This is a genomic window from Pseudoalteromonas prydzensis, assembly GCF_001661495.1.
Lineage (GTDB): Bacteria > Pseudomonadota > Gammaproteobacteria > Enterobacterales > Alteromonadaceae > Pseudoalteromonas > Pseudoalteromonas prydzensis.
Genome location: NZ_BDDT01000018.1, coordinates 14,742 through 39,659, shown reverse-complemented (window position 1 = coordinate 39,659; position 24,918 = coordinate 14,742). Strand labels below are relative to the sequence as shown.

The 24,918-nt window shown below is 40.2% G+C and carries 23 protein-coding genes; 18 read left to right on the top strand and 5 right to left on the bottom strand.

The window, feature by feature from the left end:
• Positions 1 to 664: 664 nt before the first annotated feature.
• From A7968_RS20625 to A7968_RS20605, 5 genes are all read left to right on the top strand, one after another.
• On the top strand, positions 665 to 2,044 hold the full coding sequence (locus A7968_RS20625; RefSeq protein ID WP_064668412.1) for an MATE family efflux transporter: 1,380 nt from the start codon (positions 665 to 667) through the stop codon (positions 2,042 to 2,044).
• Positions 2,041 to 4,041, top strand: coding sequence for an excinuclease ABC subunit UvrB (gene uvrB / locus A7968_RS20620; protein WP_064668411.1), 2,001 nt, complete (start codon positions 2,041 to 2,043; stop codon positions 4,039 to 4,041). The genes A7968_RS20625 and uvrB overlap by 4 nt, the downstream gene beginning before the upstream one ends.
• Entirely contained in the window at positions 4,034 to 4,963 is a 930-nt protein-coding gene (locus A7968_RS20615) for a class I SAM-dependent methyltransferase (RefSeq protein WP_064668410.1), read from the top strand. The genes uvrB and A7968_RS20615 overlap by 8 nt, the downstream gene beginning before the upstream one ends.
• A 6-nt stretch (positions 4,964 to 4,969) precedes the next feature.
• Positions 4,970 to 5,635: a tRNA (adenine(22)-N(1))-methyltransferase gene (locus A7968_RS20610; protein ID WP_064668409.1), complete on the top strand. Its 666-nt coding sequence runs from the start codon at positions 4,970 to 4,972 to the stop codon at positions 5,633 to 5,635.
• A gap of 87 nt (positions 5,636 to 5,722) precedes the next feature.
• On the top strand, positions 5,723 to 6,742 hold the full coding sequence (locus A7968_RS20605) for a hypothetical protein (protein WP_064668408.1): 1,020 nt from the start codon (positions 5,723 to 5,725) through the stop codon (positions 6,740 to 6,742).
• A gap of 12 nt (positions 6,743 to 6,754) precedes the next feature.
• Here A7968_RS20605 and A7968_RS20600 read toward each other — a convergent pair whose 3' ends face one another.
• Positions 6,755 to 6,997 (bottom strand): hypothetical protein, encoded by a 243-nt coding sequence (locus A7968_RS20600; protein ID WP_064668407.1) that lies wholly within the window; start codon positions 6,995 to 6,997, stop codon positions 6,755 to 6,757.
• Positions 6,998 to 7,197: 200 nt separating this feature from the next.
• On the opposite strand from A7968_RS20600, the gene A7968_RS20595 reads away from it, so the two are divergent.
• Positions 7,198 to 7,647, top strand: a complete 450-nt coding sequence (locus A7968_RS20595; RefSeq protein ID WP_064668406.1) for a methyltransferase family protein — start codon at positions 7,198 to 7,200, stop codon at positions 7,645 to 7,647.
• 60 nt (positions 7,648 to 7,707) lie between these two features.
• Here the strand turns inward: A7968_RS20595 and queC are convergent, their stop codons facing one another.
• The gene (gene queC / locus A7968_RS20590) at positions 7,708 to 8,388 is read right to left on the bottom strand and encodes a 7-cyano-7-deazaguanine synthase QueC (protein ID WP_227008908.1); all 681 of its coding nucleotides are present in this window, start codon (positions 8,386 to 8,388) and stop codon (positions 7,708 to 7,710) included.
• A gap of 148 nt (positions 8,389 to 8,536) precedes the next feature.
• Between queC and queE the strand changes: the two genes are divergently transcribed.
• From queE to A7968_RS20570, 4 genes are all read left to right on the top strand, one after another.
• Positions 8,537 to 9,202: a 7-carboxy-7-deazaguanine synthase QueE gene (gene queE, locus A7968_RS20585; protein ID WP_064668404.1), complete on the top strand. Its 666-nt coding sequence runs from the start codon at positions 8,537 to 8,539 to the stop codon at positions 9,200 to 9,202.
• Between the two features lie 161 nt (positions 9,203 to 9,363).
• Positions 9,364 to 10,107: a class I SAM-dependent DNA methyltransferase gene (locus A7968_RS20580; RefSeq protein WP_064668403.1), complete on the top strand. Its 744-nt coding sequence runs from the start codon at positions 9,364 to 9,366 to the stop codon at positions 10,105 to 10,107.
• Positions 10,108 to 10,437: 330 nt separating this feature from the next.
• Positions 10,438 to 10,701, top strand: a complete 264-nt coding sequence (locus A7968_RS20575) for a helix-hairpin-helix domain-containing protein (protein WP_064668402.1) — start codon at positions 10,438 to 10,440, stop codon at positions 10,699 to 10,701.
• A 157-nt stretch (positions 10,702 to 10,858) separates the two neighbouring features.
• Positions 10,859 to 12,130, top strand: a complete 1,272-nt coding sequence (locus A7968_RS20570; RefSeq protein WP_084448253.1) for a S41 family peptidase — start codon at positions 10,859 to 10,861, stop codon at positions 12,128 to 12,130.
• Between the two features lie 158 nt (positions 12,131 to 12,288).
• Here the strand turns inward: A7968_RS20570 and bcp are convergent, their stop codons facing one another.
• Complete coding sequence (bcp, locus tag A7968_RS20565; RefSeq protein ID WP_064668401.1) at positions 12,289 to 12,768, bottom strand: thioredoxin-dependent thiol peroxidase; 480 nt, start codon at positions 12,766 to 12,768, stop codon at positions 12,289 to 12,291.
• Between the two features lie 10 nt (positions 12,769 to 12,778).
• The gene (locus A7968_RS20560) at positions 12,779 to 13,312 is read right to left on the bottom strand and encodes a glycine cleavage system transcriptional repressor (RefSeq protein WP_064668400.1); all 534 of its coding nucleotides are present in this window, start codon (positions 13,310 to 13,312) and stop codon (positions 12,779 to 12,781) included.
• 352 nt (positions 13,313 to 13,664) lie between these two features.
• Here A7968_RS20560 and bamC point away from each other — a divergent pair, with 352 nt between their 5' ends.
• The gene (bamC, locus tag A7968_RS20555; RefSeq protein WP_064668399.1) at positions 13,665 to 14,726 is read left to right on the top strand and encodes an NlpB/DapX family lipoprotein; all 1,062 of its coding nucleotides are present in this window, start codon (positions 13,665 to 13,667) and stop codon (positions 14,724 to 14,726) included.
• A 67-nt stretch (positions 14,727 to 14,793) separates the two neighbouring features.
• Entirely contained in the window at positions 14,794 to 16,212 is a 1,419-nt protein-coding gene (locus A7968_RS20550; RefSeq protein WP_064668398.1) for a YjiH family protein, read from the top strand.
• Between the two features lie 58 nt (positions 16,213 to 16,270).
• Here the strand turns inward: A7968_RS20550 and A7968_RS20545 are convergent, their stop codons facing one another.
• Positions 16,271 to 18,640 carry an EAL domain-containing protein gene (locus A7968_RS20545; protein WP_064668397.1) on the bottom strand — a complete coding sequence of 790 codons (2,370 nt, stop codon included), beginning with the start codon at positions 18,638 to 18,640 and terminating at the stop codon, positions 16,271 to 16,273.
• A 238-nt stretch (positions 18,641 to 18,878) separates the two neighbouring features.
• Here A7968_RS20545 and pyrC point away from each other — a divergent pair, with 238 nt between their 5' ends.
• The 6 genes from pyrC to A7968_RS20515 all read left to right on the top strand — a co-directional run bounded on the left by pyrC (position 18,879) and on the right by A7968_RS20515 (position 24,906).
• Positions 18,879 to 19,931 carry a dihydroorotase gene (gene pyrC / locus A7968_RS20540; RefSeq protein WP_064668396.1) on the top strand — a complete coding sequence of 351 codons (1,053 nt, stop codon included), beginning with the start codon at positions 18,879 to 18,881 and terminating at the stop codon, positions 19,929 to 19,931.
• Positions 19,932 to 20,259: 328 nt separating this feature from the next.
• Positions 20,260 to 20,463, top strand: coding sequence for a cold-shock protein (locus tag A7968_RS20535; RefSeq protein WP_064668395.1), 204 nt, complete (start codon positions 20,260 to 20,262; stop codon positions 20,461 to 20,463).
• Positions 20,464 to 21,186: 723 nt separating this feature from the next.
• On the top strand, positions 21,187 to 21,780 hold the full coding sequence (locus A7968_RS20530; RefSeq protein WP_167542983.1) for a response regulator transcription factor: 594 nt from the start codon (positions 21,187 to 21,189) through the stop codon (positions 21,778 to 21,780).
• A gap of 460 nt (positions 21,781 to 22,240) precedes the next feature.
• Positions 22,241 to 23,011 (top strand): DUF3450 domain-containing protein, encoded by a 771-nt coding sequence (locus A7968_RS20525; protein WP_016707788.1) that lies wholly within the window; start codon positions 22,241 to 22,243, stop codon positions 23,009 to 23,011.
• A 6-nt stretch (positions 23,012 to 23,017) separates the two neighbouring features.
• Positions 23,018 to 24,382 (top strand): MotA/TolQ/ExbB proton channel family protein, encoded by a 1,365-nt coding sequence (locus A7968_RS20520; protein ID WP_064668394.1) that lies wholly within the window; start codon positions 23,018 to 23,020, stop codon positions 24,380 to 24,382.
• Positions 24,382 to 24,906, top strand: coding sequence for a MotA/TolQ/ExbB proton channel family protein (locus tag A7968_RS20515; RefSeq protein ID WP_064668393.1), 525 nt, complete (start codon positions 24,382 to 24,384; stop codon positions 24,904 to 24,906). Before A7968_RS20520 ends, A7968_RS20515 begins: the two co-directional genes overlap by 1 nt.
• Positions 24,907 to 24,918 lie beyond the last annotated feature (12 nt).

The window sequence follows — 24,918 nt, the reverse complement described above, 5'->3', positions numbered from 1 at the left end:
GAACACCGTTTATCACCTTAGACCGCGCGGTATAAGTGATAAAAAAAGAATTATCATTTAAACCCGTGCTAATTATCAAATTTGGTCGTCGGCTACAGGTACAGGGGCTAAGTATGTTTTCTGAGCTGTTTGAGTCAAATTATCTAAAGTTAGTATTTGCCAACTTTATCACACGGCTGTTCAAGTCGCCCCTTTGTAGGCCTTTATTAACGCGGCTTTGGAAGAGTTATCCACGGTTTCTGTGGATAACTCTGTTTATGAAACTTTAAGAACGTTGGCAGACCCATGTTTTTAGGGTGCTGTGAGGATATCAAGCATTTAAAACAGTTTTTTTATCTTATTTTAAAACAACAACTTGTAAAAATAAGCTGAAAGGAGTGTGGTTGATAAGTAAATTTATTCGTGACGATTCGATTAACGCAAATTTTGTGTAAAAATGCAGCGCCAGCCGCGATGTTTTTGTGATAAAGGTAATAAAAATGTATTTTTATTGTTTTTAGTGGGTGTTCGAAGTGAAATTGTCACTAAGCACCTAAAAAGAACACTTTTCTATTATTTTTTAGGCGTTTTTGTCAGCAATTTATAATCACTTGATAAATGCGTGGCTTGCAAAGCCTTGATGCTTTAAAATACCACGCTTAATAAAAGAGGTTTATTTATTCCCATGCGCGCAACTTTGCAGACAAACACAGCTCCCGATTTATTAAATGCCCCGATAGTGCCAACACTGAAGAAAATGACGATCCCGATGATTTTTGGGATGATCACCTTAATGATGTTCAATATTGTTGATACATTTTTTATTAGTTTACTGGGCACCGAGCCATTGGCCGCGGTTAGCTTTACGTTTCCTGTTACTTTTACCGTGATAAGCCTTGCAATTGGTTTGGGTATTGGTACCTCAGCGGTGATTGCTAAAGCCCTTGGCAGTAATAAGATTGAAGAAGCACGGTTTGACGCCAGTATGGCCCTATTAGTTGCTGTAGTAATGGTGCTGTGCTTGTCTTTATTTGGCTATCTACTTATTACACCTATTTTTAAGTTGTTAGGTGCAGGGGATGCTGTACTACCGTTGATCCACGAGTATATGAGTGTGTGGTTTTTAGGCAGTATTTTTTTAATAACACCTATGGTGGGAAACTCTGTGTTGCGAGCCAGTGGTGACACTACAACACCCAGCATAGTGATGGGGGGCGCGGGGCTTATTAATGCCGTACTCGATCCGATGTTAATTTTTGGCTTTGGGCCGATCCCAGCGCTCGGTATTCAAGGCGCAGCAATTGCCAGTGTTATTGCCTGGGCGGTTGCGGTAATTATCATTTTATATTTGTTAGCGGTAAAAAAAGGCTTATTAAGCTTAAAAGCAAACAGCCAAACACCATTCAGCTCTATTCGTAAAATATTAAAAATAGGTTTACCTGCGGCAGGCGCAAACATGTTAACGCCGGTTGCAATGGCGATAATGACTGCGATGGTCGCGTATCATGGGCCTGAAGCCGTTGCTGCATTTGGTGTTGGTAGCCGAATTGAATCAATTGCAAGCCTAGTGGTGTTAGCTTTATCAATGACGTTACCGCCGTTTATTAGTCAAAACTTTGGTGCTGGTAAGCTTTGCCGTGTTAAAGATGCGTACACAACAACATTAAAGTTTGTGATGATTTGGCAGTTTGTTATTTATTTACTGCTGATTGCATTTTCAGGTGTGATTAGCCAGTTATTTGGTAAAGAGCAATTAGTAATTGATGTGATCACCTTATTTATATTCACTTTACCTTTGAGTTACGGTTTACAAGGCGTGATTATTTTAACCAACTCATCGTTTAATGCCTTACATAAACCAATGAATGCGTTAATTTTGAGTGTGATCCGACTGTTTATTTTTTATGTGCCATTTGCCTACGTTGGTAACGTATACGCCGGTTTACCGGGTTTATTAATTGGTGCTGCTGCGGGCAATTTATTTACTGCAATTGTTGCATATAAATGGTTTATGAAAGAACTGAATATGATCAGTAACCAAGCTGTACAGGAGTGCCAAGCATGAGTGACCATTTTCAACTGGTGTCTAAATTTAAACCCGCAGGGGATCAACCCACCGCGATTGCACAATTATGTGAGGGATTAGAGGCCGGGCTTGCTCATCAAACTTTACTGGGGGCTACGGGCACCGGTAAAACGTTTACCATGGCAAATATTATTAATGATTTGAATCGTCCAACGATCATCATGGCGCACAATAAAACCCTTGCAGCTCAGCTTTACGGCGAAATGAAAGAATTTTTCCCGCATAACGCGGTGGAATATTTTGTCTCGTATTATGATTACTATCAGCCAGAAGCGTATGTTGTAGCCAGCGATACTTTTATCGAGAAAGATGCCTCGATTAATGAGCATATAGAGCAAATGCGTTTAAGTGCTACTAAAGCATTGCTAGAGCGCAGAGACACAATTATTGTAGCATCGGTGTCAGCTATTTATGGTTTGGGTGATCCCAAATCATATATGAAAATGATGCTGTTGCTAAAAGTTGGTGAAAAAATTGATCAGCGGGATATGCTGCGCCGCTTAGCTGAGATCCAATATACCCGTAATGACATTGATTTTAGCCGCGGTACTTACCGAGTGCGCGGTGAAGTGGTGGATATTTTCCCTGCAGAGTCAGACACATTCGCAGTACGAGTGGAAATGTTTGACGATGAAATCGAACGGCTTAGTATTTTTGATCCACTCACTGGCGCGGTTGAAAAACACATTGTGCGGGCCACTATCTACCCGAAAACCCACTATGTCACTCCCAGAGAGAAAATTCTTGATGCGGTTGAGCATATCAAAGCAGAATTAAAAGATCGCCGAGCACAGTTACTTAGCGCTAATAAACTCGTTGAAGAGCAACGCGTTGCACAGCGAACGCAATACGATATTGAAATGATGACCGAGCTTGGTTATTGTTCTGGCATCGAAAACTACAGCCGCTATTTATCTGGCCGTACTCCGGGCGATCCGCCACCAACCTTGCTTGATTATTTGCCCGATGATGCATTAATGATTATTGATGAATCCCACGTTACTGTGTCGCAAATCGGCGCTATGTATAAAGGCGACCGCAGTCGTAAAGAGAACCTAGTGGAATATGGCTTTCGGATGCCATCCGCGATGGATAATCGGCCGTTGCGCTTTGAAGAGTTTGAAGCAATAGCCCCACAAACAATTTATGTATCAGCTACGCCAGGGGATTTTGAGTTGGAGCGTTGTGGTGACGACATTGCTGAGCAAGTTATTCGTCCAACGGGGCTGCTCGATCCACAAATTGAAGTACGTCCAGTCGCTACGCAAGTAGATGATTTATTATCCGAAATTTATAAACGTGTGGAACTGGATGAACGTGTCTTGGTCACCACATTGACCAAACGTATGGCTGAAGACTTAACAGACTATTTATCTGAGCATGATGTGAAAGTACGTTACTTGCACTCAGACATCGATACTGTTGAGCGGGTTGAAATTATACGAGATTTCCGTGCTGGGGTGTTTGACGTGTTAGTAGGTATTAACTTACTACGAGAAGGTTTAGACATGCCAGAAGTGTCGTTGGTTGCTATACTTGATGCGGATAAAGAAGGCTTTCTACGCTCAGCTCGGGCACTTATTCAAACCATTGGTCGTGCAGCTCGTCACTTAAATGGCCGCGCTATTTTATACGGTGACAGAGTTACCAAATCGATGGCTAAAGCGATTGATGAAACCCAGCGTCGTCGCGATATTCAACATGCTTATAATATTAAGCATGGTCTTGAGCCACAAGCGTTACTGAAAAAGATCACCGACATTATGGATGTGGGCGAACGTGCTGGTCCGCAAGATAATTTACACTTGATCCGCAAAGAATCTAAGCAAGTGTTGAGTGCGAAAGAGATTGCAGTGCAAATTAAACAGCTCGAAACCAAAATGCATGCGTATGCGAGTGATTTAGAGTTTGAAAAAGCCGCCTCAGTACGCGATGAGATCCATGAATTACAACAACAGTTAATTAAAAATGCATAAATTTACGCCCCTTATTAAGGCACTTGAAAGTGCGCCCTTAGCAGACAATGAACTTTGTCGTGTGTTTCATGGCCGTGGTCACAGTGTTGAGCAGTTAAGTCATTTAAATATCGATTTTTATCCTCCTTGTTTATTTGTTATCTCTTATGAGGAAATTCCCGCGAGTGAGCTACAGCAGCTTAGTCAGTTACTGTGGGAATGGTCACAAACACATGCCGCTGATGCTGTTACCGCGTTGGTTTTTCAACAGCGTGCAGGGCAACAAACAGAAAACACCTTGTTATATGGTGAACTGCCCAACCCGCATAGTGTAAAAGAGGGCGACTGCCAGTTTTTAGTTGATTTGATGAGCCGCCAAAATACCGGAATATTCCCAGATATGCGCCGTGGTCGGGAATTTGTGCAAGCTCATAGTAAACACGCTAAAGTATTGAATTTGTTTTCCTATACCTGTGGTTTTTCGATTGCTGCGATGCATGGCGGTGCCGATAGCGTGATCAATATGGATATGAATAAAGGGGTACTGCGCACCGGTAAACAAAATCATCAACTAAATGGGGTTGACCGTGGTGTGAGCTTTTTACCCCATGATATTTTAAAGTCGTTTGGGAAGCTGAAAAAAGCAGCGCCGTTTGATGTCATTATTGTTGACCCGCCAAGTTTTCAAAAGGGTAGTTTCATTTTAACTAAAGATTATCAAAAGGTATTGCGCCGCTTACCTGAATTGCTCAACGACAATACCATACTATTGTTATGTGCAAATAGCCCTGAGTTAAGTGAAGCCGCATTCATAGCACTGATCGCTGAGCATACCCAAGGCGCGATCGAATTTGTAGAGCGCTTAGCGCCAACGGATGGTTTTATTGAAGTAGACAGTGATAGAAGTTTGAAAGCATTGATCTATAAAACGGCTCAAGTTTAGCCTTAAATGAAACTAAGTAATCGCCTTAGCGCCATCGATAATTTGATCAACACGCCGTATGATGTCATTTGGGATTGTTGTTGTGATCATGGTCAGCTTGGAATGGCACTTCTGAAGCGAGGTGCTGCCAAACAAATAAATTTTGTCGATATAGTGCCTGCGCTAATGGATGAACTTAAAAACACGCTCATACGCTTTAGTGACCAGCAAGCAGCAGCTTGCCAATGGCGAGTATTATGTCAAGACGTAGCCACTATTGAGCTGTCATCAGCTGCTAAACAGCTGATAATTATCGCTGGAGTTGGCGGGGAATTACTGCTTAGGCTAGTACAACAGATTATCGCTAATTGCCCAGTAAAGCTTCGTGAGCAACTCAGTTTTATTGTGTGTCCAGTGCATCATACCTATGCCTTACGCCAAGGTTTACAAGCGTTAGGTTTGGGCCTTATCAAAGAGCAACTGGTGCAAGAAAACAACCGGTTTTATGAAGTGATTCAAGTTAGTTTTAATAGCCAACAGCCATTAACTGCTGCGGGTGCTGAAATCTGGCAACATACACAGGCGCAGCGATATCTTCATCAATTGCTTGCCCATTACACGCGAATGTTAAATAAAGACCGAGGCTATTTTCAGCAAGTACTCGATGATTATCAAAAAATAGTGATAAATTAAACGCAGCACTGTGATCTATCGACTAGCGTTCCAGCGTAAATAACTCATCTTCAGTGCTTCGCGTTAGCGCGTTTACTTGGTTTAGTTATGTCAGATAAAAACAATTACTTTGCATCAGTCAAATATACTCACAATGAGCTACACTACAACTGTGAGCAGCCGATCGCTTATGCACCGATTGTGCAATTAAGTAACGCCAGTTGGGTGGTTCCGCAACATTTTTTGCGGTATCAACATAGCTTACAAAGTGTCAACGAAACGCTTGATAATATTGAATTTTCAACTCACTTTCGAGTGCTCGCCGCAAAGCAGGATGAACAAATTTACTTACAAGTGGCAATTCTTAGTCCGGATAATTACCGCTGTACTAAAGCAAAAAAGTTATTATTTGGTCGGCGTTGGTTCGTGGAAGAGAACTTACCTACCTCGGAATTGATCCAAACTGCTTTTTTAGCGTTAAAAATAGCCCGTGAGCACGAAGTGAGAGAGTTATTTCAGCTCAAAAGTGAGCAGGGCAGCAGTACGCCGTTTAACAATCACCATGATTTACCACTTTTAGCGCAAAACCCGCAATTAACCATAGTTGTTAATAATCAGCCGCAAAGCATCACAAAATTGCTTGCGAGATGTTCATTTGCGCAAGCTTCATTGACTTTAATTGCACAACAAAAAATAGCTGATGAGCAAATGCTTTATACATTGCGACTCAATTGCCGTGATTGCCAGCTAAGCGAGTTTAACCTAAAAACAGTGGCTTTTTTAGCTGTTGATAAATCTGAAAATGCTTTTTTGCATGGCTTGATCAACGCGCTGATCGCAATTAGTAATGACTATGTGAGTGAGCAGTTTAAATACGCAGGCTATGCCCGTTTTAGCAAACAGGTTATTGCTGAGCAAGTGGGCGCATTGAGTATTTTGCTGCGTTCGCAACAGGCTTTGCAATTATGTGCACGTGGTAAGCAGCATGCTGCGCAGCTAAATTTTGAGATTGATAGTCGCCGCGCACCACAAGGTTGTGGGCAAGCAATAAACGGTTTTTTAGCTGCTCACGGCATTGAAAAGCCCGAAAACGCGCACCTGTATTCGGATTTCTTACAAGCCTTGTGAAGAGTAGGCTGTTTACAGCTTATTGATCTCTTGTTTTACGCTATAACTTTGATCGGTAACGATGGCTTCGAGTGTTTGTACTCGCTCTTTTAGTGCCAACATTTCTGCTGTTACTGCTGCAATTTGGTTATTTGATTCTTTATTATCAGTGAGAGTGCGGTGCTTGAATTCTAAATGTTTTTTATACATATCGTACATTACCCCAAACCCAACAGAGATAAATACAATCATCACTACCATTGTTGTTCCTGACATTTTATTCCCTTATCCTTTTTAGTTAATGATTAAAGTATAACCACAATCTCTCAATGATGAAGCTGACAATTGTAACTTTATTTGTCGTAATATTAGTCTTGGCAAAATATTCATTAGTGATACAGTGTGATGAGTGTTTAATAAGAACATCTAAATATGTGTTTATAAAAAATTAAATACAACAATGACAGTGAGTTAGTATGCTAAATAATAAAATTCCTCCGATTATAGTCGTCGTCTTTTTTGCTATCGTTATGGCAGTCATTGCTCATTATAGCGTAATTGATTTTACCGCTTTTATTTTTTATGCCGCGACCATTTTACTGGCTATAGGCTGTGTATTTTGTATTGCTGGAGTGGTTAGTTTTCGCTTAGCGAAGACCACTGTAAATCCAAGAAAACCAGAACAAGCATCAGAATTAGTGACGACAGGTATTTATAGATTCTCTCGTAATCCAATGTATCTAGGTTTTGCTTTTATACTTGCAGCGTGGGGTGTGTGGTTAGCATCGTTGTGGGCGCTGTTGTGCGTCATTGCGTTTATTGGTTATTTAACTTGGTTTCAAATTATCCCCGAAGAGCGGGAGTTACAGAAAATATTTGGCAAAGCCTATAGTGATTATAAATTACAGGTAAAGCGTTGGTTGTGAATGGTGTGCAATGAGCAGTAATACGAAAAAAGGCTATCGAGATGATAGCCTTTTTAGTGTTTATTCGTATTCGATAGGGTCGGTTATATTATTCAGGCTAAACGCTTCCAAGCGTTCTTGGCAAGCACCACACTTACCACAGGCTTTTTCACGGCCATTATAACAGGTCCAAGTTTGGCTATAATCTAAGCCCATTTTTATACCATCAGTTAAGATATCGATTTTTGTATCATTTAGGTATGGGCTGAAAATTTCTACCGCATCGTAATTTGCAATACGACAAACATCATCCATTTTTTGGACGAACTCAGGGCGACAGTCAGGATAAATAGCATGATCGCCAGAATGCGCGCCGTAGTATACTTGGCTAGCTTTGAGTGATACCGCATAACCTACAGCCAGTGATAGTAAAATCATGTTGCGATTAGGGACAATCGTACTTTTCATGTTTTCAGCTTCGTAATGGCCTTCAGGTACATCGATATCGTCAGTTAAAGATGAGCCTCCGATCAATTGGTTGATCGCAGAAATATCGACAATTTTATGTGATACACCGAGCTTTTCACAGACACTCGCTGCAACTTTAAGCTCTTTTACATGACGCTGACCATAGTCAAATGACAGGGCATACACTTCATGGCCTTGCTGCAGGGCTTTATTTAATACGGTAAATGAGTCCATACCGCCGGAATAAATCACAACTACTTTTTGCGTCATAACTGTTTTGCTCTTAGTTTTAATAGAGGTTTATATCAGGGCGCGATATACTACACGGCTGGAGCATAAATAACAATTTTTGACCGTGATTTTTGATTTTTCAAATTGGCTTTCTTCATGCTCAATAATTAATGACGCTCATAATTAATGCCAAGTAGTAAGTGAGATACTTTTGTACAAAATTAATGAAATATTTGAAACCATTCAAGGCGAAGCGAGCTTTACTGGCACGCCTGCAATATTTTTACGTTTACAAGGCTGTCCTGTCGGTTGTGCTTGGTGTGACACTAAGCAAACGTGGGAAGTGGATGACGTGTATAAAGTATCACTTGATGACACGGTAGAGAAAAAAGCTGATTCAGATCACTGGGCTGACGCATCGGCTGAGCAAATACTTAACTTGTTTGCAGATCGCGCTTATCGCGCAAAGCATGTGGTGATCACCGGTGGTGAGCCTTGCATGTACGATTTAAACCCTGTTTGTGAACTACTCCATGCCAACGGCTACACCACGCAAATAGAAACCAGTGGCACCTTTGAGATTTTAGCGCCAGCACAAACTTGGGTCACGGTATCGCCAAAAATCAATATGCGCGGTGGTTATGAAGTACTTACTTCTGCCATGCAACGTGCTGATGAGATCAAGCACCCAATCGCCATGCAAAAACATGTAGAAGAGCTTGAAGCCTTGTTCGTTAAAACTGGTGTAAGCCCAAAACTTGTTTACCTGCAACCAATTAGCCAAAAAATCTCTGCCACTAAGCTGGCAATTGAAACGTGCATCGAGAAAAACTGGCGCTTATCAGTGCAAGTCCATAAATATTTAGGGATAAACTAAAGCTGCGAGCGGTAAGCTTTAAGTTAATGTTTACAATAAACGTTGGGTTAAGTGAAACGAAACCCAACAAATCTCTTTTCGTTCAATCAGCTTCGTTAATGGTGATAATTAGTTTATTATGCGCGGCTTAACGTACCCTCCTACAAATGATTAGGCCTAATATGTCCGCGAACGCGCTATACACAGACCTTTCTGATCACTATGACTTAATGTGCGCAGATATAGATTATCAAGCCCAAAGCTATTTTATTCACAGGCTACAGCAGATTTTCGGTAATAGCGGAAATACCCACCTTGATTTAGCGTGTGGAACGGGCCCGCATGTACGTCATTTTATTGATAACGGTTATCAAAGTAGTGGCTTGGATATAAATCAACCTATGCTAGATAGGGCTGTCATTCGCTGCCCAGAAGCGCAATTTTCATTGCAAAATATGAGTGAGTTTGTGGTCACTGAGCAAGTGGATTTAATTACCTGCTTTTTGTATTCAATTCATTACTGTGATGGCATCAACAAATTAAAAGAGTGTATTGTAAGTGTGCACAATGCTTTAAGAGCTGGTGGCGTATTTTGCTTTAACGTTGTTGATAAAAATCACATCGATAACGAGTCATTTGTAGAGCATAGCGCTGAAAACGCGGGCAGCTTATTCACATTCCGCTCTGGCTGGCATTACAGTGGCAGTGGCGAACAGCAGTCATTAAAGCTCAGTATAAATAAAGCAACAGCAGATGAAACACTCATATGGCACGACGACCACCCAATGGTCGCTGTTAGTTTTGCCCAGTTAAAAGAAGCCCTAAAACCTTATTTTGCAATACATGTGTTTGAACATGACTACGAAAAAATAACCCCATGGGCTGAAAAATCAGGCAATGCCATTTTTGTGTGCGTAAAAATTTAAACCAGAAATTACTCATAAAGATACGCTGGGTACAGGCTACCTAGCGCTTGCATAAGCCAAATGTCGACACAGTCAGTGGCTATGTTTCCCCACGTTACCAATCATTATTTATCGACTGACTTTGCTTACCCAACAACGTAGTCGCTCGTGAGCTAAAATAAAGCATTTCTTTGATCTATAAGCTCTTTATGCATAATAGAAACTATCTATAAACAAATTGCACAATAACATGCGCTTTAAAAAAGTGGGCAAATATACGTTGGCAACAATCTAGAAAAAAGGGTACATTTGCTGATTAAGCGCATCGATTTATGCTAATAAGGAAAATTTATGGCGTTTTCTGAATCACAGAGAAAAGCACTTTTGGCCGTAAAAGGTGTTGGTCCGACTGTGATAAAAAGGTTTGAAGAAATTGGTATCGATAATTTTGCTGACTTGGCGACCTATCAGGTGGATGAGATAGCAGAAATGGTCGCTGCTATGCTTCGAACTACGTGTTGGAAAAATAGTCCACAAGCTAAGGCGACTATTAAAGCAGCAATTGAGCGAGCAAAAGAGGATTTGGAGGGACCTTACAAAGCATTGGGCGAATAATCTTGGCTTGGTTAGATATTTTGCAATTTCAGCTATAGAGTGGTTATCACTCACTTAACTCTTTTTTGTGTCTGTTATATTTTAACGAAACGGGCTGTATGTCGCTTTGGAGTACCTGAACGCTATTGTTAGATTGAATAAAACTATAAGGATAAAAATGAAAATAAAAATAAAAATTTTATTTGTTTTATTAGCAAGCATCATCTTAGTAAGCAGTTTTAAAATAATGACAAAAGAGCAGTTTGATTCTAGGGATGCTTGGGAGGAGCTTGAAGGAGTTCTCAAGCAACAGTATGCATACTTAGGACGCCCAGAATTTAACGTTCAACAGCTTTTTAGCGAGTTTGAAGTGAGGGCGATTGGCACTACCAACAAGCAAGAATTTGCAGATGAAATGCAAATGTTTTTACGTCACTTTCACGACCCTCACCTAAACCTTGGCCCTTATAATGAGAATGACTTTAGTGTGTATCCGACAGGATCGGATATTAGAGCAATTTATAAGGGCAATAAGTTTTTTGTTGAAGATATTAAAAGTAATTCAGCAGCAGATATTGCCGGTATCCGTCCTGGCGCTGAAATATTAACCATTGAAAGCGTTCCTGCAAAACAAGCAATTGAAAAAGTATTTGGGAAAAAGTTTGAGCAGCTCTCGCTGGCTCAAATAAATTTTGGGATCAATGTTAGTTTAGGTGGCTACAGAAATAGTAAACGTACTATCAGTTTGCAGGAACACGATAAGATCGAAACCTACCAATTAGCGCCAAGCTACGATTCAATCAATGCGATGAAAAAGGGTCCTACAGTTACTTACATGGAACTTGATGGCATTGGCTATATTCGATTTAACAACTCATTAGGTAATGGCAATACTGTTAAGGATTTTAAACAGGCAATCACTGGACTGTCTAATACTAAAGCGTTGATCATAGATCTAAGGAACACGCCAAGCGGAGGCAATACAAGTGTGGCAGAGCCAATTTTAGGTCATTTTGTGGACTCAAAAACCGCTTATCAATTATACCAAACACAAGAAGCAGGTAGTTCATACAAAGATGCTAACATGGAAAAAGCCTATGTTTATCCTAATAAACCACGCTACGCTAAGCCATTTGTAGTCTTAGCTGGTCATTGGACTGGCAGTATGGGAGAAGGAATGACTATTGGCTTGGATGCAATTGGCGCCGTAAATGTCATTGGTGCACCTATGGCAGATTTATTAGGGGGTATAAAAACGGTTAAATTAGCTAAGAGTGACACTTGGCTAGAGCTCGGGTTTGAGCGTTTATATCATGTAAATAATACCTTTCGGGAAGACTTCGAACCGAATATTATGATAAGTCCAGCTGATCGAGATGTGCATGGAAATGATCCCGCTTTATCGTTGGCTATGAAAATTATTGCGGACTTGTTTGTTGAGCCAATATAAAAGGATAGCGCTATCAGCACAGATATAATTTTAAAGAAGATTGTGAGCTGAACCGCCAGTGCAGTGGCAACTCAGTGCCTTGAATATTACTGTTAATTCTGCCAACAAAAAAGCGTTGCACATTGGCAACGCTTTTGTATATTTTTACGGCTTACGGCTTAATCTTTAGTCAAATAATCCAACACCACTTGATGATGATCTTTGGTTTTAAATTTGTCGAAAAAGTGCTTAATTGTACCGTCTTGACCGATTAGAAAACTTAAACGATGAATGCCATCGTATTCTTTGCCCATAAATTTTTTGTGGCCCCATACACCAAATGCTTCAGCAATAGCATGGTCTTCGTCTGAAAGCAGGTCAAAATTAAGTTCTTTTTTAGTTTCAAAGTTCTTTAATCTTTTTACTGGATCAGGACTGATACCAACCACACGCGTATTAAGCTGAGCTAATACGTCTTTTTCGTCGCGTAGGTTTTCAGCTTGTACTGTGCAACCTGGCGTTGAAGCTTTTGGATAAAAGTACACTAATACTTGTTGTTCTTTTAATAACTCTTCAAGACTAATGGTTTCGCCATCTTGGTTTTGTAAACTAAAAGCAGGTGCTTTATCGCCAGCTTGTAATGGATTAATGGTGTTCATGCTTTGCTCCTTAGCGAATGCGTCGAAATATATAATCGACATTAAGAGTACGTGAAAGGTCTTCAAATTGGACTTTAAAGCTGTCTATGTCAACCTCTACTGGAATGTTAAACTCCAGTTCACAGCGCATTTTGGTGTCTGCATCTTCGTCATAGGTATCTGACTTTAAAGAACATATACTAATATGTTTGTCGGCAAAAAAGCGGGTAACTTTACTTAACGTGCCAGGGGTGTCGATGCCTGTGTATTCAAGGGTGTAACCAGCACAAAATTCACTTTGAGTATGACTAGCGGTACGTTTCATCATAGTGAGTAAACCCAGCTCCATACCTTTGAGAGGCAAGGTGTGCTCAATGCGGCTAATTGCTGACATATCGCCCGATAGCAACATAATAAAGGTAAACTCATTGCCTAAGATGGCAATACGGCTATCAATTATATTACAGTGACAGTCACTGACCAATTGGGTTAATTCACTGACAATACCGGGGCGATCATCGCCAATAGCAGTTAAAACGATCTGATGATTTGAAAAAGTAGTCATGAATTCAAGTACCTAGGTTATATTATTAATAACATTCAGAGTGAACTAAGCCGGCAATTACTACCACACGGCGGCGAAGTTTAACACAAAACAATCGCTAAACTACAGAGCGAGCTAATTAAGCTGTTATTAAAGCACGGTGTTTCTTGTTTTTAGTGGCATGGGAAAGTACCATAGTTAAAATTTTGCATATCGACTGGCTAGCATCACTGTTAAGCCGCGCCCCAAAGTAACGGGGTTTGCATAAAAACAAGATACGTAAAGTTAATATTGACTTTACACTGAACCAAATCGGCATAACCCACTCATATATTTGTTAAAACAATTAAGGGTATGCTAAGGAGAATTATCTGTGCAGTATTGGATCCCAAAAGCGCTTGCTGTAAGCGTGTTGGTTAGCTTGTCAGGATGTGGTGTGTTTACTGACGAAGCACATCATAAACGTAATTACCGTGCCGGTGAGCCGGTACAAGTGCCTGGGCAATTGGCGCAGCCAGCACAAGATCCTATCTATAAGATGGAAGTGGCTGAGTATAATAATAACCCTGATTCAACGAATTACCGTCCGCCAGCGCAAGTACTAACGGTTGCGAAAGGCAGTTGGGTTGAAGAAGGTGATAAGCAAGCACGTGTTTATTTTGATAAAAACGATGGTATTGCCGATTTAGATGAATTTATTTGGGACTCAGTTCAGGCTGTGTTAGCCGAACATCAAACAAAGCCAATAAAACAAGACAAGCTGTTAGGTTCAATTGAAACAGATTGGTATGCCATTATCAAACCAGAAGAAGGTTGGTTATGGGATAGCGAAGATGAAGTTTCTCAGCAACGCTTTATTTTTTCTATTGAAGAAAAATCGCATCAGCGTACGGCTTCGTTAAGTGCTAAGTTAGCTGAATACGACAGTAAAGATGTGCCACTGACGCCTATTTTACAACAGCAGTTAGAAGTGCGCGCATTGAACCAAGTTGTAGCTGAATTTGATTATCGCTATCGTCAACTTGAAGTTGAAATACGTAAACAGCAAGGCATTATTTCGTTGGAAATGGGCTTTGATAATAAAGGCAATGCAGCATTAGTGACCGAGCAAGATTACTTTGTAATATTTGATCGTTTTTCAGGATTTTTAGAGCGTTTATCGTTTACGATTGTTGAAATTGACCAAGAGCGTGGTTTGATCACTGCTGATTATAACAAACCAGAATCAAGCGTTTGGGATTCTATTTGGGGCGAAGAGTTAGCTGAATTGCCAATTGAAGACGGCCAATACCAAATATTAGTCAGTCGTACTAAAGATGGCGGTACGAGTTTGACTTGGATGGATGATGAAGGCACAACCTTAGAGCCGGGTACAATGAATGATTTACAACAAGCGCTGGAAAGTGCTTTGCGTCAACGCGGTATTAAAATTTAATAATAAATAATAATAACACCACAAAAAGAGCTTTTGCTCTTTTTGTGGTTTCTACAGGTTGAAAACAATGTCTAATCTAACTTCCTCTGCCGAGCAGTTTGACTTAAAGGTATGGTTAACTTTTATCATTCCGTCACTGATCGGTGTATTCTTGTTCATGACTCCAGTACCAATGGATGGAGCGATGACTATCCCGATTGCCGTTATGGCTAAAGCTGTAAAAACGGCAGTTGCATCCTATATTGATCTGTTGATCACCGTTATCATTTGTACCACAGGTGTTTTGTCTTTAGTGATGAAACTATTTAAACCAGCGACATTAATGAAATCCGCTATTTTAAAGCACCTTTTTGATGTGCACTGGTTATGGGTTGTGATCCGTTTATTTGGTATGGCGTTTATTATACTGACTGTTTTAAGCCTTAATAACCTTGATATAACTTCAGCACTCCCCGCGCCGCTACAGTCTGTTTTTACCGGTATCACTTCAGAAAATACCGGTGGCTTAGTATTAAAAGATTTACTGCCAGTGTTATTTTCAGTGTTTATTTTAGCGGGTCTGTTACTGCCTTTACTGCTGAATTTTGGTTTACTTGAATTAGTGGGAACATTTTTAACAAAAGTGATGCGTCCGCTGTTTGGTGTACCAGGGCGAAGTGCCGTTGATTGTGCCACGTCATGGTTAGGTGATGGCAGTGTGGGTATTCTAATGACCGCGCGCCAGTATGAAGAAAAACATTATACTCAGCGTGAAGCGGCGATTATTGGCACTACCTTTTCAGCCGTATCAATTACGTTTTGTTTAGTGGTATTAGGGCAGGTAGGGCTGGAGAAGTTATTTGCCCCGTTTTATTTAACGGTGTGTTTAGCTGGGGTTGTTGCTGCATTGATTGTGCCGCGCATTCCGCCATTAAGTTTTAAAAAAGATGTGTATATTGATGGCAGCCAACCTGATCCTCATAAAGAGCGCGTGCCACATGACAAAAATATATTAACCCATGCTTTACATGTAGCGCTAAATAAAGCTAAGCATTCACCGGGCTTTGTAGGTACCTTGAAAGAAGGCGTTCACAACGCCTTAGACATGGTGTTTGCGGTATTACCCATTGTGATGGCGGTGGGCACGTTTGCATTAGTTATTGCTGAATACACGCCAATATTTGCTTATTTAGGCAAGCCGTTCATTCCGTTTTTAGAGCTATTACAAATCCCTGAAGCAGAAGCCGCCGCGCAAACGATTATGGTTGGCTTTGCTGATATGTTTATCCCGTCAATTTTAGCCGCGGGTACTATTGAAAGTGATGTGACGCGTTTTATCATTGCTGCAATGAGTGTAACCCAGTTGATTTATATGTCTGAAGTTGGCGCGTTATTATTGGGCAGCAAAATTCCAGTGAATATTTTTGAGTTATTCATAATATTCATTCTTAGAACCTTGATAACACTACCTGTTATTGCCCTGATGGCGCATTGGTTAGTTGGCTAGAGGAAAATATTAACTCTAGTTTAAGGCCCTGCACCGCAGGGTCTTTTTTATACAAACGTTAAAGCGGTTGATCAATCAATAAGATAGCTTGCGCTGCAGGCATTGGTTTGGCTTTTAAGAATCCTTGACCAAAATCACATTGCGTTTGCTGCAAGATACTTAATTGCTCTTGGGTTTCAATTCCTTCTGCGACCACGTCTAATTTAAGCGATGAAGCGAGTGATAAAATGGCATCAACCAATGGCGTGACGGTATCTTTTAAATGATCAATAAAGCTTTTATCAATTTTTAACACATGAATGGGTAGTTGATGTAAATAGCCTAAAGAAGAGTAGCCTGTACCAAAGTCATCTAAACATAACTTTACTTTCAATGGTGCTAAACCTTCAATTATCTTGGTCGCTAACTCTAAATTTTCGATTAGGCCAGATTCAGTGATCTCCAAACATAGTGAGCCTAACTCGAGCGCATATTTGTTATAAATCGCGTGGATCTGTGAGATGAAATCAACACTTGCAAAGTGTCTGGACGAGACATTTACGGTGATCCGCAAAAACCGTTTCCCTTGCTGTTGCCAAGCCGCTATTTGTTTTGCTGCAAGCTCTAACAAATGCAAATCAAGGTTAATAATTTGCCCAGTGCTTTCTGCAACTGGAATAAAGTCATTTGGCGCTACAAAGCCTTTACTCGGGTGATGCCAGCGTACAAGGGCTTCAAAACCGACCACTTCACAATTCTGGATGCCAAAAATAGGTTGAAAGTAAAGCTCAAATTCATCGTGCTCAATACCATGTTGTAAATCATTCTCGATATCAGCATGGCTTTTTAGCTTTTTGCGCATGGTATTGTTAAAAAATTTTACTTGTCCACGGCCTGTTGATTTAGCTTCGTACATAGCAGCGTCAGCATGCTGCAACAGTTGATAGGCTTTATCGTTTTCGTTTTCACAAAATGCCACGCCAATACTGGTAGATGCTTGTAACAAATGGCCATCAATATTGAGCGGTGCTTCAAGCGCATTTTTAATGCGTTTTAGGGCATCGTTGACTTGGTTTTTATGGGTAATGTTCTCCATAAAAATAGCAAACTCGTCGCCACCAAGTCGTGCAAATGTGTCAGTATTACGAATAGTGCCTTGAATTGACTTACAGATAGCAATCAGAAAGTGATCGCCCACCTCATGCCCTAGTGAATCATTGATACTTTTAAAACGGTCAAAATCTAAATACAACAGCGCGTGATAGCATCCTTTAGATGTACGCGTAAGGCGTAAAATGCCGTGTTTTATTCGGTCAATCAGTAACGAACGATTTGCAAGGCCTGTTAACTCGTCGTGTAAAGCACGGTGCTCAAGTGCTTGGCGAGACAATTGTCGGTCAATCGCCATGCTAATTTGACGGCTAACGTAGGTGAGTAGGGCACGGTCATGATCGTTGTAATGATGTGTTTTATCGTAACTTTGTACCACAATCACGCCACTCATATGATCACTCACTCTAAATGGCACACCTAGCCAAGACTCAGATTGGCGGCCCACCATTTTAAAATGACCGGCTGCGATATGTTGTTGGTATTCTTGCTTATTTAAAAGCAGTGATTGCTCTAAATTTAGTAAATAATAGGAGGCGGTATTTTTTAGTTGTTCTTTGGATATTTTTTTATGAGCATTCGAACGTACCCCTTCTTCAACAATATAAACAATATCAAGGATATCGATATTTTTGTTGTATAAACCGACCAAAAAGTTATCAGCACGCAGTAAGTTGGTCATAATGTTGTGCAATGATTCTAAAAAAGCATCTAAATCATTGGCTTGATAGGTTAAATTAGCTATTTGTAATAAGGTGCCTTCCAGCTTTTGCGCGCTATTTAATTGGCTAACTGTTTGCTGTAAGTTTTCAACGGTGTTGACCTGATTTATTTTTGCGCTAAGTAAATGCGCGACGGTCGTTAAAATCTCTAAGTGAGCATCGGTAAAATAGTTGCGTACTGGGTGTTCACAGTCAATAACACCTAAAACCTGTTGTTTGTATACTAGGGGGACACACAGTTCAGACATTGCAGGGCGCACATCTGCAATATAGCGGCTATCAGTACTCACATCACCTATAATTACAGCGCGACCTGTTGAAGCTACATAGCCTGTAATACCTTGATTAAATGCAATGGTTTTTTGTGCAATTGCATAGTCACTATTAGCATGGGAAACACCCATTGATGCGACTTCATGCAGTACGGTGCCACTGTTATCAGCGATATAAATAACGCAATCAACAAAGCCTAAGCGTTTAACGACTTCAGTAGTGACATAGTCGAACAATTCATCGAGTTTATCGAGTTGCAATAAGCTTGATGAAAACTGATTAATAATACTCAGTTGTTCGGTTTTAACATCAAGCGCTGATGATAAATCTATTTTATTCTGCATATGGCACGCGTGAATATACCGTATATTTGTCGTTAATATACATCCACATTAACGGATTGTTAACTTACAAACAAAGAAAAATTAAAAATTTTAGATGCTTAGCTGTAAACGCAAGCGCACGTCAAGCCACTGATGCAGCGATGCATTACCAATATTCAACAGTAAAAACAGCAATAAAATCTTTACTCAGCTATGCCATATGCATATGATCAATTAAATTCAGCCGTGGAAACAAGTAATGACAAATCAAGCCTCCAATACTCAAACAACCTTAACGATCACTCGCCCAGATGACTGGCATGTTCATTTACGTGATGGAAATCAATTAAAAGATACAGTTCGGGATATTAGCCGCTATATGGGGCGCGCGATTATTATGCCAAACTTAGTTCCTCCGGCAACGTGCACTGAAACCGCGTTAGCGTATCGAGACCGGATCATGGCCGCTGGACCACAAGGTAACTTTGAGCCACTCATGGTACTTTATTTAACGGATAACACGAGCGCAGATGAAATTAAAAAAGCCCATGCTACAGGTAAAATTGTTGCCGCTAAAGTATATCCAGCAGGTGCAACTACCAACTCTGACTCAGGTGTAACATCAATCAAAAAGATTTACCCGGTGCTAAAAGCGATGCAAGAAGTCGGTATGTTATTGCTGATCCATGGTGAAGTAACAGATTCATCGATTGATATATTTGATCGTGAAAAAGTCTTTTTAGAAACAATTTTAGTGGATGTCGTAAAAGATTTCCCTGACTTAAAAATTGTTCTTGAACATATTACAACCAAAGATGCGGTTGATTTTGTAAATAGCGCTTCTGACAATGTCGCAGCTACGATCACAGCCCATCATTTACTTTATAATCGAAATCATATGTTGGCTGGGGGTATTCGCCCTCATTATTACTGTCTACCGATATTAAAGCGTAATACTCATCAACACGCACTCATTGAAGCGGCTACCAGTGGCAGTAATAAGTTCTTTTTAGGTACAGACTCTGCGCCACACTATAAAGATAAAAAAGAAGCTGCTTGTGGCTGTGCGGGCGCTTATACAGCTCATGCGGCACTTGAGCTTTACGCCGAAGCGTTTGAAGACGCTGGTGCATTAGATAAATTAGAAGGCTTTGCTAGTCATTATGGTGCTGATTTCTATGGCTTACCAAGAAATACAGATACTGTAACCTTAGTGAAACAGCCTTGGACAGTGCCTGCAAACTACCCACTAGGTGATGATCATGTCGTGCCTATCAAAGCGGAATCAATTATTGATTGGCAAGTGAAGTAACGATTTAACTTACCTTGGCGATTAAAAGAGTATTTTAATCGCCTTTCTAGCGCTTATCTGTGTTGCTATAGCGTGTAAAATCAGCAATTAAAGCCTGTTTAAAATAATTCTGAATTAATAGAGCTAAAACGATTTTATTATGTTAACCTTAACTTGCTTTGAGTTTTTGCGTATAGAATTTTCGGTTAATGTGCGGCGTTTATGGTTACCTGTTTTGGTCAATTATTTCTTCCTGTACTTTACCCAAAGGATTTTTGGGCATTCACTCAGGGAGGATATAGCCAATTACTGGCTGAATTTTAAATTTTGACTTACAGGAAAATATAGTATGTCAACTACTGGTAAAGTTAAGTTCTTCAACGAAGCTAAAGGTTTCGGTTTTATTGAACAAGAAAATGGCCCTGACGTATTCGTACATTTCAGCGCTATCACTGGCTCAGGTTTTCGCACTCTAAGCGAAGGTCAGCAAGTGACTTTCAGCATCAAGCAAGGTCAAAAAGGCCCTGAAGCTGAGAACGTAGAACTAGCATAATTTTTATTATGTGAACCTAGGTTCAACTTGGTGAAACAGGACTCTGTTTCACCATAATTCCCTTCTTATTTTTTAATGTCCATCCAGCAGACTCTCTTATAGTCAGTGTTTTTCTAAATATCTTTATGCTACCTATTATTTTAAAAGTCGATTTATCACGTTTGTGTTATTCACTTAGTGGTTAGCTGCTTCTATCAAACTAAGTCTTATGTATAGGGCTTTATGGCTTGGTTGACAAACCCCTCTATGAAACAGACCTTAAAAGGCTATTAATTCACACTCTGCATCACGACTTACCCCGAAGTTTTTCACTTTTGAGTATAATACCAATCCGCAATAATACTAAATCATTTTGAGGGATTAAACCTGACTCCTTAATTAAGCGAATTGGTATAATAACGCTGTGGTTGTGGAGTAAATAGTAACAAGCTAAGTGCAAAACTCATAGAGCCTATAGGAAGGCCTGTCATCGTAATACCTTAATTTTTATCTCTTTGAATTTAATTTAAAAGAGCTGAATAGATTCGTCGCAAAAGCCGTTCTACTCCCATGTATGAATATATGGGATAAAAGTACATCCTTCGTTATATTTAAATGCGATGTTCTGAGAAGAATGACTAAGTAAAATTCTGAGGTCAAGACTGCATAGTTTTATAAAATGAGTCGTTGTAGTTAACTAAAGAGTGTAAAAGGTTTACCTATTCAATGTGTATTAGAAAGAATGTGTTAATTGTTGATGATCACCCTTTGGTTGGTGCTGCGATAACAGCAACGTTGAAAGAATCTCCTCTGATAGCAGATACTTTTTTTGTCAGTGAGCCAAAGGCTGCATTAGCTTTTCTCCGGTTGCATCGTATTGAGCTTCTTATTTTAGATATTGAACTAGGTAATACCGATGGTTTTAGCTTGTATAGGCGTGCATTATTAAACGGATATAATGGCAAGGTACTATTTTTGTCAGCTAAACACGCTAATCATTTGATCCGCATTGCGGCAAAACTAGGTGCTCAAGGTGTTATCAATAAATCTGAAAGTTTAGAGAACATCAGCTTAGCGATAGAATTAGTTTTACGTGGACAGGTATATTTTCCGCACGATGGGGGGGGGTATAATAAAAAAGATCTTGATCAAATTTTAACTGAGCGTGAGTTCACCGTCATGGGGTATTTGGTCGAAGGATTATCAAATAAACAAATCGGAGAAAAACTTTTTATTAGTAATAAAACAGTGAGTACTTATAAAACTAAAATCTTTGAAAAATTAGAAGTAGACTCTGTGATCTCGCTCGCTAAGCTAGCCGAAGTAGCCGCAGTGTAAAATTTAGGTATAAAAAGTAGGTGCTCGCTCCTGTAAACGGTCCAAAGAGTGTGTGTTTTACACCAACATCACTAGCTTCACCTGCATAAAAAGGCTTTTTTACTGAATGATTACGCTTATATAAAATTTTTTTTTACTTTTTTTAACCCATCTATATTACACATAAAATGTTACATTAATGTTTTGTGTTTCACGAACGAAGATAAAGTTGCTGTAGCTAGTGGCTTTTGCACCATCTAAAAATACAGGGCTGTTGCATTTATGTTAATCCTTTGTTTTTGAGGTTTTAGCTTGCCGTGATCTATTTAATTTATTTCTAGTTAATTCCAAACATCAAGTTGACAGCGTGCATTGCATTTAGCATTATTGGAGGGTTGATATCTATTAAAAGATATCAGGGTTGTCTCCTTCGGGAGGTAATTAAATTATAAAAGTAACATTACTTAATTGGTTGGGAACTATGTCTGTTAAAATCAGAAAGAGTCTTGTAGCAACTGCGTTGGTTGGCGCGTTTGCATTCGCAAGCAGCAATGTGATTGCAGATCCTTTGAATGACGTGCAAAAAGCAGGTCTACAAATTCAAACGGCTGCGGTTAAGTCTCAAACTAAAATTGACAACGTATATGGTCAAACTCAAGAGCTATTAGCTGAGTACCGTAGCGTTGTTGATGAATCTGAGCTTTTGAAAGTATACAACGATCACGTTGCTCGTTTGGTCGCTGACCAAAACGCGCAAATCGAATCGTTTGACCGTCAAATCGCTACGATCGACAACACAAAACAAAACGTTGTGCCTTTGATGTATCGCATGATCGATACGCTCGAGCAATTCATCAAAGCGGACGTTCCGTTTAACAGTGACAATCGTTTGGCGCGTGTTGAAAGATTACGTGAAACAATGGTTTCTTCTTCTGTAACGACTTCAGAGAAATTCCGTCAAGTATTAGAAGCTTACACAATTGAAGCTGCTTATAGCTCTTTAGTTGCTGCTTCTCAAGGTACTTTAGAAATTGATGGTAAGAGCATTAACGTTGATTTCGGCCAACTTGGTCGCATCACTTACGTTGCTCAATCGTTTGACTTAAAGCACGCATGGGTATGGGATAACAATACTAAACAGTGGAAAGAATTAGGTGATGAATACCTAAAACCTGTTAAAGAAGTTATTCGTATGGCGCGTAAGCAAGCGACATTAGAACTTGTTAAACTACCAATCTTTGGCGCGGAGTAATCAATAATGAAGAAACTATTTAAAGGTTTTGCTGTTGCAGCAGTACTATCTGTTTCTGCAGGTACCGCGCTGAATGCACATGCAAATACAGATGCTTTAGATAAAATCCTTGAGCAAGTAAAGCAAGAGCGTATCTCTGAAGGCAAAATCAATAAGCAACGTGAGCAAGAGTTCTTATCAGATCGTGCTGATAAGCAAGCGTTACTTAATAAAGCGAAAAGCCAATTAGCTGCTGAAAAAGCACGTGGTGATAGCTTAACAAAGCAATATGCACAAAATGAAACTACTTTAGCTGAGAAAGAAGCAGCTCTACAAAGTGCACAAGGTACTTTAGGTGAGATGTTTGGTGTTGTACGTCGTGCAGCACAAGATGCAATCGGTTCAATCGAAGCGTCACTTGTTTCTGCTGAAAAGCCAGGTCGTGCTGAAATCTTACGTTCATTAGCAGCAGCTAAAGAACTACCAACAGTTCGTGAACTTGAAGAACTTTGGATTTCACTACAAACTGAAATGACTGAGTCAGCAAAAGTTTCAACGTTTGAAACTGAAGTTGCAGGTCTTGACGGTAACCCGACTGTGAAGAAAGTAACGCGTATCGGTAACTTCAACTTAGTTACAGACGATGGCTACTTAATTTACTCACCTGAAACTAAATCAATCCAGCCGCTAGGTAAGCAACCTGATAGCTATATCCTTGCTGGTATTGATGATTTAGCAAATACTTCTGCTGATAACTATGCAGGCGTATACGTGGATCCTACACGTGGTGCTATATTACGTATCAATACACAAAAAGCGACGCTTGAAGAATACTTCCACCAAGGTGGCGTAGTTGGTTATATCATCACTGCGTTATTAGGTTTAGGTATGCTTATCACTGCAGTTCGTTTTATTGACCTTACACTTACGACTAGTAAGATTAAGAGCCAACTTAAAAATGTTGCAACACCGAATACAAATAACCCATTGGGTCGTATTCTTAAGGTGTACCATGACAACAAGAATCAAGACGTTGAAAACCTTGAGCTTAAACTTGATGAAGCGATTCTTCGTGAAACGCCACGTATCGAAGCTGGTATCAACATCATCAAAATTCTTGCTGCAATCGCGCCACTGCTTGGTCTACTAGGTACGGTAATCGGTATGATCTTAACGTTCCAAACAATCACATTGTTCGGTACAGGTGATCCGAAGATCATGGCAGGTAACATCTCTCTAGCACTTGTAACTACTGCGCTAGGTCTAATTGCTGCATTACCACTTATCCTTCTTCACGCTGTTGTTGCGGGTCGTAGTAAGTCGGTATTACACATCCTTGATGAGCAAAGCGCGGGTATCGTTGCGACTCACGCGGAGAAGGAGAAAGCCTAATGCTAGTCCTGATGGAGATCTGGGAATCTATCAGGGATTTTGTTGGCACAGGCGGCCAGGTTTTATACGTGGTCGCGATAGCACTCTTTCTTATGTGGGTTTTAATGATTGAGCGCTATTGGTTCTTACTTTCTGAGTTTCCTCGTATGTCGAAGGAAATTGTAGCAAAGTGGGATGCCCGCCAAGACACTACGTCTTGGTACGCACACAGAATCCGTGAAGCATGGATTTCTGAAGCGTCTGAAAAATTAGATCAGCGTATGTTGTTGATTAAAACATTAGTAGCTGTTTGTCCTTTGATAGGCTTACTTGGTACAGTAACTGGTATGATCGCGGTTTTCGAAACCATGGCCAGCCAAGGTACAGGTAATGCACGTTTAATGGCATCAGGTATTTCAATGGCAACAATCCCAACAATGGCTGGAATGGTTGCGGCATTATCTGGAGTTTTCTTTAGCTCACGCCTTGAGGCAAGAGCGAGAATGGTGAAAGCCAAACTTGTAGATAGCATGCCTCATCACTAGAGAGAGAATTAA

Bases quoted from the DNA above. Each gene is read 5' to 3' on its own strand.
- A7968_RS20625 (WP_064668412.1), top strand. From the start codon at position 665: ATGCGCGCAACTTTGCAGACAAACACAGCTCCCGATTTATTAAATGCC.
- uvrB (WP_064668411.1), top strand. From the start codon at position 2,041: ATGAGTGACCATTTTCAACTGGTGTCTAAATTTAAACCCGCAGGGGAT.
- A7968_RS20615 (WP_064668410.1), top strand. From the start codon at position 4,034: ATGCATAAATTTACGCCCCTTATTAAGGCACTTGAAAGTGCGCCCTTA.
- A7968_RS20610 (WP_064668409.1), top strand. From the start codon at position 4,970: ATGAAACTAAGTAATCGCCTTAGCGCCATCGATAATTTGATCAACACG.
- A7968_RS20605 (WP_064668408.1), top strand. From the start codon at position 5,723: ATGTCAGATAAAAACAATTACTTTGCATCAGTCAAATATACTCACAAT.
- A7968_RS20600 (WP_064668407.1), bottom strand. From the start codon at position 6,997: ATGTCAGGAACAACAATGGTAGTGATGATTGTATTTATCTCTGTTGGG.
- A7968_RS20595 (WP_064668406.1), top strand. From the start codon at position 7,198: ATGCTAAATAATAAAATTCCTCCGATTATAGTCGTCGTCTTTTTTGCT.
- A7968_RS20580 (WP_064668403.1), top strand. From the start codon at position 9,364: ATGTCCGCGAACGCGCTATACACAGACCTTTCTGATCACTATGACTTA.
- A7968_RS20575 (WP_064668402.1), top strand. From the start codon at position 10,438: ATGGCGTTTTCTGAATCACAGAGAAAAGCACTTTTGGCCGTAAAAGGT.
- A7968_RS20570 (WP_084448253.1), top strand. From the start codon at position 10,859: ATGAAAATAAAAATAAAAATTTTATTTGTTTTATTAGCAAGCATCATC.
- bcp (WP_064668401.1), bottom strand. From the start codon at position 12,768: ATGAACACCATTAATCCATTACAAGCTGGCGATAAAGCACCTGCTTTT.
- A7968_RS20560 (WP_064668400.1), bottom strand. From the start codon at position 13,312: ATGACTACTTTTTCAAATCATCAGATCGTTTTAACTGCTATTGGCGAT.
- A7968_RS20550 (WP_064668398.1), top strand. From the start codon at position 14,794: ATGTCTAATCTAACTTCCTCTGCCGAGCAGTTTGACTTAAAGGTATGG.
- A7968_RS20545 (WP_064668397.1), bottom strand. From the start codon at position 18,640: ATGCAGAATAAAATAGATTTATCATCAGCGCTTGATGTTAAAACCGAA.
- pyrC (WP_064668396.1), top strand. From the start codon at position 18,879: ATGACAAATCAAGCCTCCAATACTCAAACAACCTTAACGATCACTCGC.
- A7968_RS20535 (WP_064668395.1), top strand. From the start codon at position 20,260: ATGTCAACTACTGGTAAAGTTAAGTTCTTCAACGAAGCTAAAGGTTTC.
- A7968_RS20525 (WP_016707788.1), top strand. From the start codon at position 22,241: ATGTCTGTTAAAATCAGAAAGAGTCTTGTAGCAACTGCGTTGGTTGGC.
- A7968_RS20520 (WP_064668394.1), top strand. From the start codon at position 23,018: ATGAAGAAACTATTTAAAGGTTTTGCTGTTGCAGCAGTACTATCTGTT.
- A7968_RS20515 (WP_064668393.1), top strand. From the start codon at position 24,382: ATGCTAGTCCTGATGGAGATCTGGGAATCTATCAGGGATTTTGTTGGC.